Origin of the sequence: Kitasatospora cinereorecta (assembly GCF_024172095.1) — a bacterium.
GTDB lineage: Bacteria > Actinomycetota > Actinomycetes > Streptomycetales > Streptomycetaceae > Kitasatospora > Kitasatospora cinereorecta.
The window spans coordinates 1,090,928-1,105,013 of sequence record NZ_JAMZDX010000004.1 but is presented as its reverse complement, the minus strand read 5'-3'; the positions used below and the strand labels follow the sequence as shown (position 1 = coordinate 1,105,013).

14 protein-coding genes are annotated in these 14,086 nt (G+C 75.2%); 3 read left to right on the top strand and 11 right to left on the bottom strand.

Annotated features, from left to right (window positions below; genetic code table 11):
• Window positions 1–21: 21 nt before the first annotated feature.
• The 9 genes from FHR36_RS25480 to FHR36_RS25440 all read right to left on the bottom strand — a co-directional run bounded on the left by FHR36_RS25480 (window position 22) and on the right by FHR36_RS25440 (window position 8,177).
• The gene (locus tag FHR36_RS25480) at window positions 22–1,152 is read right to left on the bottom strand and encodes a DUF5685 family protein (RefSeq protein ID WP_253800516.1); all 1,131 of its coding nucleotides are present in this window, start codon (window positions 1,150–1,152) and stop codon (window positions 22–24) included.
• Between the two features lie 125 nt (window positions 1,153–1,277).
• Window positions 1,278–1,658: a DUF6188 family protein gene (locus FHR36_RS25475; RefSeq protein WP_253800514.1), complete on the bottom strand. Its 381-nt coding sequence runs from the start codon at window positions 1,656–1,658 to the stop codon at window positions 1,278–1,280.
• An 80-nt stretch (window positions 1,659–1,738) separates the two neighbouring features.
• Entirely contained in the window at window positions 1,739–2,821 is a 1,083-nt protein-coding gene (locus tag FHR36_RS25470) for an NUDIX hydrolase (protein ID WP_253800512.1), read from the bottom strand.
• 109 nt (window positions 2,822–2,930) lie between these two features.
• The gene (locus FHR36_RS40520; protein WP_456077706.1) at window positions 2,931–3,626 is read right to left on the bottom strand and encodes an SCO2400 family protein; all 696 of its coding nucleotides are present in this window, start codon (window positions 3,624–3,626) and stop codon (window positions 2,931–2,933) included.
• 321 nt (window positions 3,627–3,947) lie between these two features.
• Complete coding sequence (locus tag FHR36_RS25460) at window positions 3,948–4,124, bottom strand: YegP family protein (RefSeq protein WP_253800509.1); 177 nt, start codon at window positions 4,122–4,124, stop codon at window positions 3,948–3,950.
• A 247-nt stretch (window positions 4,125–4,371) separates the two neighbouring features.
• Complete coding sequence (locus FHR36_RS25455) at window positions 4,372–5,259, bottom strand: NAD-dependent epimerase/dehydratase family protein (RefSeq protein ID WP_253800507.1); 888 nt, start codon at window positions 5,257–5,259, stop codon at window positions 4,372–4,374.
• Window positions 5,260–5,334: 75 nt separating this feature from the next.
• Complete coding sequence (locus tag FHR36_RS25450; RefSeq protein ID WP_253800505.1) at window positions 5,335–6,381, bottom strand: AraC-like ligand-binding domain-containing protein; 1,047 nt, start codon at window positions 6,379–6,381, stop codon at window positions 5,335–5,337.
• A 134-nt stretch (window positions 6,382–6,515) separates the two neighbouring features.
• The gene (gene ligD, locus FHR36_RS25445) at window positions 6,516–7,463 is read right to left on the bottom strand and encodes a non-homologous end-joining DNA ligase (protein WP_253800503.1); all 948 of its coding nucleotides are present in this window, start codon (window positions 7,461–7,463) and stop codon (window positions 6,516–6,518) included.
• Between the two features lie 78 nt (window positions 7,464–7,541).
• Window positions 7,542–8,177, bottom strand: a complete 636-nt coding sequence (locus tag FHR36_RS25440; protein ID WP_253800501.1) for an NAD(P)-dependent oxidoreductase — start codon at window positions 8,175–8,177, stop codon at window positions 7,542–7,544.
• A gap of 139 nt (window positions 8,178–8,316) precedes the next feature.
• Here FHR36_RS25440 and FHR36_RS25435 point away from each other — a divergent pair, with 139 nt between their 5' ends.
• The 3 genes from FHR36_RS25435 to FHR36_RS25425 all read left to right on the top strand — a co-directional run bounded on the left by FHR36_RS25435 (window position 8,317) and on the right by FHR36_RS25425 (window position 10,183).
• Entirely contained in the window at window positions 8,317–9,081 is a 765-nt protein-coding gene (locus tag FHR36_RS25435; protein WP_253800499.1) for an SDR family NAD(P)-dependent oxidoreductase, read from the top strand.
• A gap of 85 nt (window positions 9,082–9,166) precedes the next feature.
• The gene (locus tag FHR36_RS25430) at window positions 9,167–9,811 is read left to right on the top strand and encodes a TetR/AcrR family transcriptional regulator (RefSeq protein ID WP_253800497.1); all 645 of its coding nucleotides are present in this window, start codon (window positions 9,167–9,169) and stop codon (window positions 9,809–9,811) included.
• Window positions 9,812–9,928: 117 nt separating this feature from the next.
• Window positions 9,929–10,183, top strand: a complete 255-nt coding sequence (locus tag FHR36_RS25425) for a hypothetical protein (RefSeq protein ID WP_253800495.1) — start codon at window positions 9,929–9,931, stop codon at window positions 10,181–10,183.
• Window positions 10,184–10,224: 41 nt separating this feature from the next.
• On the opposite strand, the gene FHR36_RS25420 is transcribed toward FHR36_RS25425, so the two are convergent.
• Both FHR36_RS25420 and FHR36_RS25415 read right to left on the bottom strand, forming a co-directional pair.
• A complete protein-coding gene (locus FHR36_RS25420) occupies window positions 10,225–11,625 on the bottom strand; it encodes an NADP-dependent succinic semialdehyde dehydrogenase (RefSeq protein WP_253800493.1) in 1,401 nt (466 codons plus the stop codon).
• A gap of 6 nt (window positions 11,626–11,631) precedes the next feature.
• Window positions 11,632–14,061, bottom strand: coding sequence for a glycoside hydrolase family 65 protein (locus FHR36_RS25415; RefSeq protein WP_253800491.1), 2,430 nt, complete (start codon window positions 14,059–14,061; stop codon window positions 11,632–11,634).
• Between the last annotated feature and the right edge of the window lie 25 nt (window positions 14,062–14,086).

The window sequence follows — 14,086 nt, the reverse complement described above, 5'->3', positions numbered from 1 at the left end:
CGGGACCTCGCCGGCCGGCGTTCAGCAGTCGCACCCGCAGCAGTCACAGCCGTCGCAACAGTCGCAGCCATCGCACCCGTCACAGCAGTCGCACCCGTCGCAGCAGTCGCAGTTGCGTGCGCACCAGCTGTCCCTGCGCTTGCGCGACCAGGGGTCGTCGTGTTCGCAGCACAGCAGCTGGCAGGTGCAGGCCATCAGCGTCCACGCGGCGCAGCCCGCCAGCGTGGAGCGCGGCGGCTTCGGGGTCGGCAGCGTGCCCGGGGCCTGGTGGGAGCCGACCGCGCAGGATGCGCCGTGCCCGAACACCCGGTCGACGGCCTGGCCGGTCTCGTGGGCGAGCAGCAGGTGCGCCAGCGCGCGGTCGGTGAACTCGACCTCGCGCAGCGCCAGCCGGATGCCGTGCACCGCGTCCCGGCACAGCCGCTCGGCCTCGGCCCGGTCGGTGCCGGTCGCGGTGAGCGGGTTCCACAGGCCGGCGGCGGCGTCCGCCGCCTGGTCCTCGGCCGCGTCCAGCAGGTGCGCCAGGCGGCCGAACAGCCGGCCCGCCTCGGCCAGCGCCGCCGCGTTGCCGGGGCGGCTGCCCAGCACCGCCGTGTGCGCGAACGCCGCCGCCGTGGCCGTCTCGGTCGGCTCGGTCACCAGCAGGACCGAGCCGCCGAGCCCGGTCGAGCGCTCCAGCTCCTCCTGCCGGGCGGCGGCGTCCAGCAGCACCGCGGTGTCGAAGCCGAGCGCCGAACCGCCGCCCGCGCTCTGCCGGTCCCACCGCCGGGCGACCACCCGGGCGCCCGCGGCCACCGGACGCCGGGCGAACACCCCGTCCCGGTCGGCCACGTGGTCGCGGACCTTCACCGACGCCAGCGCCAGCGAGACCGCCGCCGCCAGCCTGGCTCCCTCGCCCCTGGCGACCGGGGCGGTCCGCATCCCGCGCAGCGGGCACGGCCCGGCCGTCCGCCGGGCGCCGCCGGCGGTGCCCGCGGGGCTCTGCGCCTCCACCAGCACCGAGATGATCAGCCCGTCGTAGTTGGTCGCGGTCCGGGCCAGCTGCCCGGCCTCGTCGCGCAGCGCCAGGCACAGCCCGCACAGGTGCGCCATCCACGATGTCCGCAGCCGCTCCGACAGCCGGTGCCGACACGGCCTGATGATCCCGAACACGGTTCCCCCTCCTCGCACTGAGCGCCCGTCATCCTAACGGCCCAGCGGCACCCCACCCAGGGCCCGACGGCCGGGCTGACGTGGCACGACGCCGGAACGTCCTCGGAGCCCGGTCGCGACCCGGGCTATGCGGTGAGGTAGCCGCCGGGGAGGGCGGTGAAGAGCGGGCCGGTGGGGCCGGTGACGGTCCAGGCGTGCTCGGGGCCGCCGGGGGCGGTGTCGGGGGCGACGGTGAGGGTGTGGCGGGTGTCGAAGGCCAGCACCAGCGCGCCCGCGGGGGTGACGTGGGCGGCGGTCAGGCGGGCGCCGAGCAGGGCGGGCAGGCCGCCGGTCGGGCGCATGCCGAGGGCCGGGTAGAAGTGCTCGACCTCGGCCGCCCCGGTCAGCCGGAAGTCGTTCTCGATGCCGACCTCGAGGGCGCCGGAGAGCCGCAGTGTCAGCCGCAGGCCGCCGGTGAGGTCCTCGACCCGGCGACCGGCCAGCACGGAGTCGATCGGGTGCGCCATCGGTGGCCTCCTCGCCAGTGACCTGATCCATTCTTGCCCCGCCCGCCGTCCCGCGGCACTTCCGCCGACGGGTGTCGGTGTCACGGGCCCGCCGGCCGGCCGGCGACCAGTTCCACCGGGCCGCCCTCGCCGTCCCGGGCCGCCAGGCAGGCGAGCAGTCGCCGCCAGGACGGCTCGGCCAGCACCTCCCGCGCCTCGTCCGGGTCGAACAGTCCCCACTCCACCAACTCGTCCTCGGGCAGCCGGATCGCGGCCAGCTCCGCCGGATCTGCGGTGCCGCCGTCGAAGACGTACGTGAGCACGGCGGAGTCCCGCCCCTGGTCGTCGGTGATCGCCGTCCAGTCGAGGCCGAGCAGGCGGCCGGGCGTGCGGTCCCAGCCGAGCTCCTCGCCGAGTTCGCGGGCGGCGGCGGCCCGGGGCAGCTCGCGGTCGGACTCGATCGAACCGCCGGGCAGGGTCCAGTGCGGGGCCGGGTCCCGCTCCCACGGCATCAGCCGGACCAGCAGCACCCTGCCGTCCGGGTCGGTGAAGAGCGTACGTGCCTTCGCCAGGATGCGCGGACGGCTGGCGATATAGGTGGCCCGGTCCATCGGCGGGGGCGGCAGGGCGGGCCGGTCCCGGTCGCCGGGCCACGGCAGTCCGGCCGCCCCGGTGTACGGCGGGGGCGGGGGATCGGCGGGCAGGTGGCGGGCGGAGTGGCCGACCGGGCGGCCGTTCTCCAGCTCCAGCGGCCCGGCCGCGCGCGGCGCGCTCAGGCAGGCGGTGACCCGCCGGGAGAGCCGCGGAGGCAGGGCGGAGGAGACCTGGTCCGGCGTCAGGAAGGCGTACGCGCCGAGCTCTTCCTCCTCCAGCCGCAGCGCGGCCAGCTGATCACCGGTCAGCGGTTCGGCCCAGTACAGGAAGGCGGCGATCGGCGGCCGGAGACGGTCGAGCGACCAGTCCAGGCAGGCGAGCGGACCGAGCCGCGGGGTGATGCCCAGCTCCTCCTCGATCTCGCGGATCGCCGTGCGCCGCGGCGACCCGTCCGGCGGCTCCCAGCCCCCGCCGGGGATCTCGATCGGATGTTTCGCCCGGTACGACACCCGCACCAGCAGGATCCGCCCCTGCTCGTCCGGGAACAGCACCCCCGCCGCCGCCAGCAGCCCCCGACCGTCCACGTCCACGTCTGCGCCCCCTCCGCCGTACGTCACTCCGGCCAGCATGCAACACGCTGGACGGCGTACGCACGGTTTTCCCGTGCTCCGCCGCGGTGACGGCCGGGCGGGGGCATGGTCAGCGGCACCAGAACAGGAACGGGGTGCAACTGGCCGACGGCGACGGGTGCGCGCTGGTGGAGGGCTTGGCCGTGGGCTGGGTGGTGGTCGGCGCGGTGGCCGTCTCGGTCGGCTGGGCCGCGGACGCCGTGGCGGAGGCCGAGGCGCTCGGCTTGGCGCTCGCGGACCGGCTGGGCTTCGCCGGGGCGCTGCTGCTCGCCGTGCCGGCCGAGGGCAGTGGCAGGGCGGTGGAGACGGTCGGCGCCGGCGGCAGCGCGGGTGCGCTGCTCGGCGCCGACGCGGTCGGGGTGTCGCTGCCCTGGGCGGTGGTCACCGCCAGCACACCGGCGCCGCCGAGCACCAGCCCGGCCGCGGTGAAGACGGCGACCCGCCGCCCGGACCGGGCCCGCCGACGGGTCGACCGCGCCGGGACGGCGGGCAGCGGAGCCGTCGCGGCAGGCGCGGGGGGTGCGGGTGGCGCGGAGGGGAACAGCGGTGCCGGTGCGGCGTACGCGGGGGCGGCCGGCGCGTCATAGCCGGACGCGTCATAGGTCGGTGCGGCGTACGGCGCTGCGGCGTACGGCGGTGCGCCGGCGTCGACGTGTCCGGGGCCCGGGGCCGCGGCGGTGTCCGGGGCGTGGGTCGCGGGTGCGCCGCAGCCGGGACAGGAGAGCGCGCCGTTGAGGTGACGTCGGCACGGTGCGCAGTAGGTCATCTGAAGTCTTTCCGGGTTCGCCTCTCGCGCCGCGGGCGTCCTCGCTCCGGCGGTGCGTTCTTCGCGGTTTCCGACCATACGCACGGCACCGGTCGGCCCGACAGGTGACTTCTGTGAGGCATTCGCGGAGATCCGTTGCGCGCACGAACCGCGCTGTAAAGATGCGTGGCCGGGTTGGCGGAAGCCGTCGAGACCCGCCGCACAGTATTGACGTGTGCATGTGGCGCCTCGACACTGCCGGTCGCCGACCACGGACCGAGGGGCGCGGGGAGCCGTCGTGCTCCCCGCGCCCCTCGGCGCTCCGCGCTCCGCGCGAACGGGTCAGACCTCCTGCAGCTGGGCGTACGGCGCCAGCTTGCGGAGCGACTCGATGCTCTTCAGGCACTGCTCCCGGGACTCCTCGGGGTCACCCGTGACCACGATCGCCCCGTTGCTCGCCTTGAGCCGGAAGCGGTGGTTGCCCGACTCGTCCACGTACAGCTCGAACTTTCCTGCCATGGGAAGGTCTCACCTCTCGTTCGGATGCCCCCTCGAATCCGCACCGTAGGAGCACCGTCGAGCGTGGCGCACGCCGGAGGGGCCACCCGGGTCACGGGGGCCGGCGGGGCGGCCGGGGTCGTCGGGTCAGTTCCACACGGTGTCGCGGGCGGTGGCCGACGGCCGGACGTGGGTGGAGGCGTGGGTCTGCACGGGTGGTCTCCCTCGGTTGGGTGTCGGGTCGGGAACGGCGGCCGGGTGCCGTGGGTCAGGGCCGGCCGGTGGAGCGGTCGGAGAGGTCGGTGAGGTCGGTGAGCGGGTGGGCGCGGCGGGGGCGCCAGCCGAGTTCGGCGACGGCGCGGTGGCCGGTGACCACCTGGTTCAGGGCGAGGGCCTCGGCGAACGGGGCGCCCAGGGTCTCGGCGGCGTCGGCGAACGGCCAGGGCTCGGCCCGCCCGGTGCCGCCCGCGGCGAGGTCGGCGGCGGCCGCGAGGGCCGCGACCGGCACCGCCTCGTGGGCGATGCCGTGCAGGACGGTGCCCTCCTCGGCCTTGGCCAGGGCGAGGAGGTACAGCTCGGCCAGGTTGTCGACGTGGACCATCGGCCAGCGGACCGCGGCGGTGCCGACGTACCGTCCGGTGTCGGACTCCTCGGCCCACCGGGTCATCCGGCCGGGTATGCCGCCGCCGCGCCCGTAGACGATGCCCGGCCGCAGCACGACCGCCCGCACGTCCTCGCCGGCGGCGGCCAGGACGCGCCGCTCGATCCGGCGCCGGTGGGCGACGATCGGGATGGGCCGGGTGGTCGCGTCCTCGTCGACCGCCTCGTCGCCGGTGGCGCCGAGCACCCACACCCCGCTGGTGTGGACGTACGCCCGCCCGGTGCCGCGCAGCGGCTCCAGCAGCGCGTCCACGGCGGCGGTGTCGAGCGCCTCGTCCCCGGTGGGCGCGGCGACGTTCACGACGGCGTCGATCCCGTCGGTGACCGCGGCGCGCAGCGACGCCGGGTCGGTCAGGTCGCCGACCGCGACCGCTGCGCCGGGCGGCAGCGCGGTGGCGTCTCTGACGAGGCGGACGATCTCGTGGCCGTCCGCCTCCAGCAGCTCGACGACGGCGGCACCGATGTATCCGGTGGCCCCCAGCACCAGGACCTTCACGAACCCTTCCCCTTCCTGCCGATCGGTGACTCGGGTGGTGGCACCGTGCGCCCGACCGTGCGGCGCAAGGCGAATCTAGGCGTCGCCCGGACGCGGCATTCCTCGTTGCGTGCGGGGATTCTCGACGTTGCGTGCGACGTCGAGGCGGTGCGCGCTGCGGTCCCGGGCGCTGCGGCGGTGCTCGCCGGGCGTGAGCCCGTACGCCTCGCGGAACGCGCGGCCGAAGAGGGTGGCGCTGGAGAACCCCCAGCGGGCGGCGATCGTCTGGACGGACTGGTCGCGCAGTTCGGGGCGGGCCAGGTCGGCGCGGCACCGTTCGAGGCGGCGGGTGCGGATGAACGCGGCGACGCTCTCCGGCTCGTCCTCGAACAGCGTGTACAGGCTGCGTAGCGACAGGTGGTGCCGGTCGGCGACGGCCTGCGGGGTCAGGTCGCGGTCGCCGAGGTTGTGTTCGACGAAGACCTTGACCTCCTCGACGAGGGTGCGGGCCCGGGCCTGCGCGGGAGCGGTGTCGATCTCGCCGAGCTGCTGCGCCAGGCAGGTGGTGGCCAGGTCGAGCACGGTCCGGCCGAGGGCCGGGAGTTCGTCCGGGCGGCAGTTCGGCCCGTGGTCGCGCAGGTTGACGAGGAAGCCCGCCAGGATCGCGCCGAGGCCCGTCGTGGCGGGGATGCGGCGGGCCACCAGCCGGTCGACGTGCCCGGCCCGCAGCGGCAGGACGGCCCGCGGGATCTGCAGGACGACCGCGCGGATCGGTCCGCCGTCGGTGGCGGTGACGGAGTGCAGCGGCAGCGAGGTGTTGGTCAGCAGCAGGTCGCCCTGGACCGGCCCGGAGTCCCGGTCGAGCTGGCGGTAGCTCATCGCGTTCCCCTGGAACAGCGCCAGCTGGTACTCCTCCGGGTCGCCGCGCCGGATGTGCGCCGCCGTCCGGCGCGAGCGCAGCGGCGAGAACTCGACGCTCGACATCGTCACCGGGCCCAGGTCCAGGGCGGCCACCGTCCCGTGGAAGTCGGCGCCCCGGTCGGTGTCGAGCGCGACTGGCATCACGCCGGCGGACACCGTCTCGGTGAACCAGTCGAACCTGTCCTCCCTCGGCACCCCGGCGGCGGACGCTCGCGTCCACATCGCTGCTGCTCCCTCCCGTCCTGACAGACCTCCACCTCTTTGATGCTCATGACAGGCCGGAATGTTGCATGCCAATTTCGGGACGCCGCGACCGGGACGGCCCGGACTCCGGCCATCGCCCATCCGGCGCGGGATCAGCCCTGCGGGGGCAAGGGCCGTTCGCGGACGACCTCGGCCGCGGGGCGGTCGGGGCGCAGCCCGAGGAAGCGCGGGGCGCGCAGCCGCCCGTCGCGGGTCCACTCGGTGAACGCCACCTGGGCGACCAGCCGCGGCTCGACCCAGTGCGCGGCGCGGACCGGGACCGGCTCGCCGAACGGGCTGTCGGCGCGCAGCAGGCCGTCCAGGACGCCGCGCAGCGCCGTCAGCGTCCGGGTGTCGAAACCGGTGCCGACCTTGCCCGCGTACCGGAGCAGCCCGCCCTCGTGGTAGCCGAGCAGCAGGGCGCCGAACCCCGTCCGCGCACCCCCCGGTTCGGTGAAGCCGCCCACCACCAGCTCCTGGCCGGCCTCGCACTTGAGCTTCAACCAGTCGGGCGAGCGCCGGGAGACGTACCGGCTGGCGGCCCGCTTGGCGATCAGGCCCTCCCAGCCGGCCGCGCACGCCTCCGCGAGTGGGGCCGGACCGGCGGCGGCCCGGTGCTCGGTGTAGCGCAGCGGACCCTCGAACGCGAGCGACTCCCGCAGCAGTTGCTTGCGGTCGGTGAGCGGCAGACCGGTCGTCTCGTGCCCCATCAACGCCAGCACGTCGAACAGGAAGTACGTCACCGTCACACCGCTGGCCAGCGCCCGGACGGGATCGTGCAACCCCATCCGCCGCTGCAGCAGCGCGAAGCTGGTGACCTCCCCGTCGAGCGCGACGATCTCCCCGTCCACCGTGAACCGCGGTACGGGCTGCGCCGCCAGCGCCGTCACCAGTTCCGGGTAGCCGTCGGTCAGCGGCTTGCCCGTCCGCGACCACAGACGCACCCGGTCGCCGTCGCGCTCGGCCACCGCCCGGATGCCGTCCAGCTTCCGCTCCAGCACCCAGCCCTCGTCGAACTCGCGCCGGTCGCTGGCGGTCGCGAGCATCGGGTGGAGATCCATACCGGAGTCCGTACCCGTCCCGCCGCCCGCGGCCGCGCCGCCGTCCGGGTGAGCGGTCCCGGCCACTCCTCGGCCCGGTCAGGCGTCGGCGAGGGTGATGCGGTGGTGGACGGTGTCGGGGGCGTCGAGGTGGTGGACGAGCCAGGTGGCGACGGTGGCGCGGGTGGCGGTGCCGGCGCGGGGGAGGGGGCGGTCCACGGCGGTGCGGGGGGTGGGGGAGGCGGGGCCGTCCTTGAGCAGGGGGACGCGCAGGACGGTCCAGTCGGCGGTGGAGGCGGTGAGCAGGTCCTCCATGCGGGCGAGGTCGTGGTGGATCTCCCGGTAGAGGCGGTCGACCACCAGGCGGCTCACCATCCGCTGGGCGAACGGGAGATGGGCGGTCTCGAGGCCGGCGGAGGACATCACCAGGATGCGGCGCGCCCCGCCGCCGGCAGCGGCGTCGGCGAGTTGGCGGGCGGCGTCGGAGAAGACGGTGGTGGCGGCGCGGCCGGTGGTGCCGAGCGTGGCGATCACGGCGTCCTGGCCGGTGAGGGGGTCGAGCAGGCTGCCGGGGTCGTGGACGTCGGCCCGGACGGCGTGCGGCGTGCCGTGGGTGAAGGCGGGCAGCCGGGCCGGGTCGCGGACGACCGCGGTGACGGTGTGGCCGGCCGCGAGGGCGAGGTCGGTGACCAGGCGGCCGGTGCGTCCGGCGGCGCCGAGGACGGCGAGTTTCATCGGGTTCTCCTCCTGTGCTGCCCGTGCTGCCCACTGGAATTTCATTCAGACAGGCTGTATGACTGAAACAAGGGAACCACAGAACCGCACCACGCGAAACCGGCTCGGAGCCGGCGCGAACCCGAGGGAGCGAGCAGCGATGGAAGCCCAGTACTCCGACCTGGCCGGACGGGTCGTCGTGATCACCGGCGGAAGCCGCGGAATCGGGGCGGGAACCGCCCGGGCGTTCGCCCGGCAGGGCGCCGCCGTCGCCGTCCTCGGCCGCGACCGGACCGCGCTCGACGCGGTCGCCGGGGAGCTGCGGGCGGGCGGCGCCCGGGCCCTCGGCGTGGCGGCCGACTGCACCGACGCCGCCGCGCTGGCCGGGGCCGCCGCCGAGATCGGGGAGCGGCTCGGAGCGGTGTCCGTGCTGGCCGCGTTCGCGGGCGGCGACGGTGCTCCGGTGCCGACCGTGCGCGAGAGCGCGGAGCACTGGCGCTCGGTGGTGGACGGCAATCTCACCGCCACCTTTCTGACCGTCTCCGCGTTCCTGCCCGGCCTGGTGGAGCGCGGCGCCGGCTCGGTGGTCACGATGGCGTCCACGGCGGGCCGGATGCCGGGCGGGTCCGGTGCCGCGTACGCCGCCGCCAAGGCGGGCGTGCTGATGTTCACCCGCCACCTGGCCGCGGAGGTGGCGGGCCGCGGGGTGCGGGTGAACGCGATCGCCCCGGGGGCGGTGCGCACCGAGCGGACGGCCGCGCTGATGGGGCCGGAGGTGGAGCGGAAGGTCGCCGCCCTGCATCCGCTGGGGCGGCTCGGCGAGCCCGCGGACGTCGCGGGGGCGGCGCTGTTCCTGGCCTCCGACGCCTCCGGCTGGATCACCGGGCAGACCCTGGACGTGAGCGGCGGCCGGGTCATGGTCTGACCGGGACGCCGTACGGCCGCGGGCGATCGGGGATACTGCCAGTTCGCGAAGGCCGCGGAGTGCGGACAGCCGATGGAGGAGAGCGATGAGCCCCCGGTCCTACCGGATGGGACAGCGGCAGGCCGAGGTCGACGAGACCCGGGCCCGGATCGTCGAGGCCGCCCGCGGACAGTTGGCGGAGACCGGCGCGCTCTCGCTGGACGCGGTGGCCCGCCGGGCGGACGTCGCCCGGGCCACCGTCTACTACCAGTTCGGCTCGAAGACCGGGCTGCTGGAGGCGGTGTGCGACGCGCTGGCCGCCGGCGGCGGGATGGAGCGCCTCGCCGAGGCGTTCACCGCCGCCGACCCGTGGGCGGGGGTGGACCGGTTCGTCGCGGTGTTCGGCGGCTTCTGGGCGGTGGACCGGCGCTGCAACCGCCGACTGCGCGCCCTCGCGGCGCTGGACGACGAGGTCGGCCGGGTGATCGCGGCGCGGGACGCCCGCCGCCGCCAGGGCGCCGCGGTGCTGGTCGGCCGGCTGCCGGGCGCGCCGGAGGGCGCGGCGGCCCGGCTGTACGTGCTGACCTCGTTCGAGACCTTCGACGCGCTGGCCGCGGAGGTCGCAGGGGTCGCGGATGTCGCCGGACCCGAGGCCGACGGATCCGAGGGGGCCGACGGCGACCTGCGGGCGGCCGTCCCCGTGGTCACCGCGATGGTCCGCGCCGCGCTCGGCGCCCCGCAGGCGGGCTGAGCGGCTGGGCGGCTGAGCGGCGCCGTGGCCGGGCCGTTCGGGGACTGCCGAGCCGATCGCGGGCACCGGGGCCATACTCGGAGACGGGGTCCGGACGACGGATCGGAGGTGGGCGCGATGGCTCGCAGCACCAACACGCACCGGCGGCCCAACGCCATGAGGCGCTTCTACACCTGGATGACGGGCAGGCACAGCACGTCCCTGGTGGTGCTGCTCGCGCTGTCGATCGGGCTGGCCATGGTCGGGGTGCAGATCGACCAGCTGTGGCTGCTGATCGTCTTCGCGGTGATCTGGGGCATCACCTTCCTCGCCCTGGTCGCCCAGATCTGGGGCCGCTGGGCGGCGGGACACCGGCACGCGGCGCCCGCCTGACCCATCAGCCTGCCGTACGACTCAGCCTGCCGTACGACGGCTCAGCGGCCCTGCCACACCGTGGTGATGTTGCAGAACTCCCGGATGCCGTGCCCCGACAGCTCCCGGCCGTACCCCGAGCGCTTGACGCCGCCGAAGGGGAAGGCCGGGTGCGAGGCCGTCATCCCGTTGAAGAACACGCCGCCGGCCTGGAGGTCGCGCACACAGACCTCCTGCTCGGCCGGGTCGGACGTCCACACGTTGGAACTGAGGCCGAACGGCGAGTCGTTGGCGAGGTCGATGGCCTCCTCCAGGCTCTCCACCCGGTACACGGTGGCGACCGGTCCGAACGCCTCCTCGTGGTGGATCCGCATGTCGGGCGTCACCTCGGAGAGCACGGTCGGCTGGTAGTACCAGCCCGCCAGCGCGTCGGACAGCCCCTCGGGCCGGGCACCGCCGCAGTCGACCTTGGCGCCGCGCTCGACCGCGTCGGCGACCAGGTCCTCCAGGTCCTGGCGGCCCTGACGGGTGGCCAGCGGACCGATCTCGGTGTCCTCCGCCAGCGGATCGCCGATGACCAGCGAGCGCATCCGCTCGGCGAAGGCGTCCAGGAAGGCGTCGTACACGTCGGCGTGCACGATGAAGCGCTTGGCGGCGATGCAGGACTGCCCGTTGTTCTGGACCCGCGCGGTCACCGCCCGGGCCACCGCGGCCGGCAGGTCGGCCGAGGGCAGCACCAGGAAGGGGTCGCTGCCACCCAGCTCCAGCACGCTCTTCTTCACCTCGTCGCCGGCCACCGACGCCACCGAGCGGCCGGCGCCCTCGCTGCCGGTGAGGGTGACCGCCGCCACCCGCCGGTCTCGGATCACACCCTCCACGGCGCGGGACTCGATCAGCAGGGTCTGGAAGCAGCCCTCCGGGTAGCCGGCCTCCACGAACAGCCGCTCCAGTGCCAGCGCGGTGCGCGGCACGTTCGAGGCGTGCTTGAGCAGGCCGACGTTGCCCGCCATCAGCGCGGGCGCCGCGAAGCGGATCACCTGCCAGAACGGGAAGTTCCACGGCATCACGGCCAGCACCACGCCCAGCGGCCGGTAGCGGACGAACGCGCCCGCGCCACCGGAGTCGGCGATGTCGTCGGCCGAGGGGCGCTCGTCGGCGAGCAGCTCGGGCGCCCGGTCGGCGTACCAGCGCATCGACTTGGCGCACTTGGCGGCCTCGGCACGGGCCGCGCCGATCGGCTTGCCCATCTCCAGGGTCATCGTCCGGGCGATCTCCCCCAGCTGCTCGTCCAGCAGGTCGGCGGCCCGGTGGAGCAGCCGGGCGCGCTCCGCGAATCCGGTGGTGCGCCAGTGCCCGAACGCGCTCTCGGCGCGCGCGAGGCGCTGCTCCAGGGCGGCGGGGTCGAGCGGGGCGAAGGTCTCCAGGGTCTCCCCGGTGGCCGGGTTGACGGTGGCGATGGGCATCAGTGGTCACTCCTCGTCAGGGGCGGACTCGTGCGGTGCGTCCGACGCGTGTGGTGCGTCCGACTCGTGCGGTGCGTCGGAAACCTCTGGTACGTCGGAAGCCTCCGGTGCGTCCGGTTCGGGCCGCCGCCGGGGCCGACGGCCCGGCGGCTGGGCGGGTTCGGGCAGTTCGGGTGCGGGCGGCACCGGTCGGCGAACCGCGCGGTGCGGGGGTACGGTCAACGCTTCGCCGTGGTGCCACAGTTCCAGCTCCGGCCCTTCGTCCAGGCGGTACTCGGCCTCGGCGGCGGTGATCTCCACCCGCAGTGAGCGGCGCTGGAACTGGATGGTGAACGCCAGCCGGTCCAGCAGGTCGGGCAGCCGCGGGGCGAAGGCGAGGGTGTCCCCGTGGTGGCGCATTCCGCCGAACCCGGCGACCAGGGCGATCCAGGTGCCGGCCAGGGCCGCCAGGTGCAGGCCGTCGCGAGTGTCGCGCCGCAGGTCGTCCAGGTCCATCAGCGCCGACTCGGTGAGGTAGTCGTACGCCAGCCGCAGGTGGCCCACCTCGGCGGCCAGCACGGCCTGGCCGGCCGCGGAGAGCGCCGAGTCCCGGACGGTCAGCGCCTCGTAGTAGGCGAAGTTGCGGGCCTTCTCCGCCGGGCTGAACGCCTCGCCGCGCAGCTGCATCGCCAGTACCAGGTCGGCCTGTTCGACCACCTGCTTGCGGTACAGCTGGAAGTACGGATGGTGCTCGGCCAGCGGGTACTCCTCGGGCGGGGTGGCCCCGAAGTCCCAGGGTTCGTGCCGGGTGAAGCCCGCCGCCTGCTGGTGGACGTCCAGCACCTCGTCGTACGGCAGGGCGAGGTGCAGCGCGGCCTCCCGCCAGGCGGCGATCTCCTCGTCGCTCACCCCGAGGGCCACCGCCAGGTCGGCGTTGCGTTCGGCGGCGTCGGCGGCGGCGCGCAGGTTCTGCTGGGCCATCAGGTTGGTGTACACGTTGTCGTCCGCGAGCGCGCTGTACGCGTCGGGGCCGGTCACCCCGTCGAGGTGGAAGGCGCCGTCGCGGTCGTGGTGTCCGAGCGAGCGCCACAACCGGGCCGTGTGCACCAGCAGTTCGAGGCCGGCCTCGCGGTCGAACAGTAGGTCGTCGGTGGCGGAGGTGTAGCGGACCACGGCGTCGGCGATGTCGGCGTTGAGGTGGAACGAGGCGAGCCCCGCGGGCCAGTACCCGGCGCAGTCCTCGCCGTCGATGGTCGACCACGGGAAGGCCGCCCCCGCCAGGCCGAGCCGGTGCGCCCGCCGCCGGGCCGCCGGCAGGGTGCGGTGCCGCCAGCGCAGGGCCTGGGCCACCGCGCCGGGCGAGGTGTAGGTCAGCACCTGGAGCACGAAGGTCTCGCTGTCCCAGAAGCAGTGCCCGTCCAGTCCGGAGCCGGTCAGGCCCTTGGCGGCCACGGCCCGCTCCTCGGCGCGGGCCGCCGCCTGCTCCACCTGGAAGAGCGCGAAGCGGACGGCCTGCTGGATCTCCGGGTCGCCGTCGAGTTCCACGTCGGCGCGGGCCCAGAAGGCGTCCAGGAACTCGCGCTGCTCGGCCAGCAGCCCGGACCAGCCGGCGTCCTGCGCGGCCGCGAGCGCCGCGTCCACCTGGCCGCGCACCGCCGGCAGCGTGCGCACCGCCGACCAGCCGTGCGCCACCAGCTTCTCCAGCCGCAGCACCTGCCCAGGGCGCAGCTCGGCGGTGACGGTGAGCCGGGCCAGGTCCGGCGTCGACTCGGCGGCCAGCACCGGGTGCCCGTCGCCGGTCACGGTGTGCTCGGCGGCCACCGCCAGCCGCTGCCCGCTGTGCCGGGTGCGGTGCACCAGCCGCAGCCGGGTGCCGTCGGCGGCGTGTTCCTCGCCCGCCAGGGCCGGGGGCGGATCGCCCGGCAGCTGTTCGTTGGCCAGCAGCTCGGACTGCAGCACCACCCGGCTGGTGCCGTCCACCGGTTCCACTTCGTACGCGACCGCGCCGATCGCCCGCTGGGTCAGCGACACCAGCCGCCAGGAGCGCACCCGCACCGTCCGCCCCGACGGTGCCGACCACTCCACCACCCGTTCCAGGACGCCGGTGCGCAGGTCCAGGGTGCGGCGGTGGCCGTGCAGCCGGCCGTAGCGCAGGTCGAAGGGCTGGTCGTCGACCAGCAGCCGGATCACCCGGCCGTTGGTGACGTTGACGACGCTCTGCTCGGTGCGGGGGAGGCCGAACACTGGCTCGGCGGTGGTGAGCGGGACGGATTCGTACACGCCGTTGAGGTAGCTGCCCGGCAGGCCGTGCGGCTCGCCCTCGTCCAGGGTGCCGCGCCAGCCGAGGTGGCCGTTGGAGAGGGCGAACAGCGACTCGCTCTGCGGCAGCACGGCCAGGTCGAGCCGCTCCTCGCGCAGGCACCAGGGCTCGACCGCGTACGCGTCGTGGCTGATCACGCCGCCGCACCTCCCGCGGGGTGGC

Coding starts and splice junctions, on each gene's coding strand:
- FHR36_RS25475 (WP_253800514.1), bottom strand. CDS start 1,658: ATGGCGCACCCGATCGACTCCGTGCTGGCCGGTCGCCGGGTCGAGGAC.
- FHR36_RS40520 (WP_456077706.1), bottom strand. CDS start 3,626: ATGACCTACTGCGCACCGTGCCGACGTCACCTCAACGGCGCGCTCTCC.
- FHR36_RS25460 (WP_253800509.1), bottom strand. CDS start 4,124: ATGGCAGGAAAGTTCGAGCTGTACGTGGACGAGTCGGGCAACCACCGC.
- FHR36_RS25450 (WP_253800505.1), bottom strand. CDS start 6,381: ATGTGGACGCGAGCGTCCGCCGCCGGGGTGCCGAGGGAGGACAGGTTC.
- ligD (WP_253800503.1), bottom strand. CDS start 7,463: ATGGATCTCCACCCGATGCTCGCGACCGCCAGCGACCGGCGCGAGTTC.
- FHR36_RS25440 (WP_253800501.1), bottom strand. CDS start 8,177: ATGAAACTCGCCGTCCTCGGCGCCGCCGGACGCACCGGCCGCCTGGTC.
- FHR36_RS25435 (WP_253800499.1), top strand. CDS start 8,317: ATGGAAGCCCAGTACTCCGACCTGGCCGGACGGGTCGTCGTGATCACC.
- FHR36_RS25430 (WP_253800497.1), top strand. CDS start 9,167: ATGAGCCCCCGGTCCTACCGGATGGGACAGCGGCAGGCCGAGGTCGAC.
- FHR36_RS25425 (WP_253800495.1), top strand. CDS start 9,929: ATGGCTCGCAGCACCAACACGCACCGGCGGCCCAACGCCATGAGGCGC.
- FHR36_RS25420 (WP_253800493.1), bottom strand. CDS start 11,625: ATGCCCATCGCCACCGTCAACCCGGCCACCGGGGAGACCCTGGAGACC.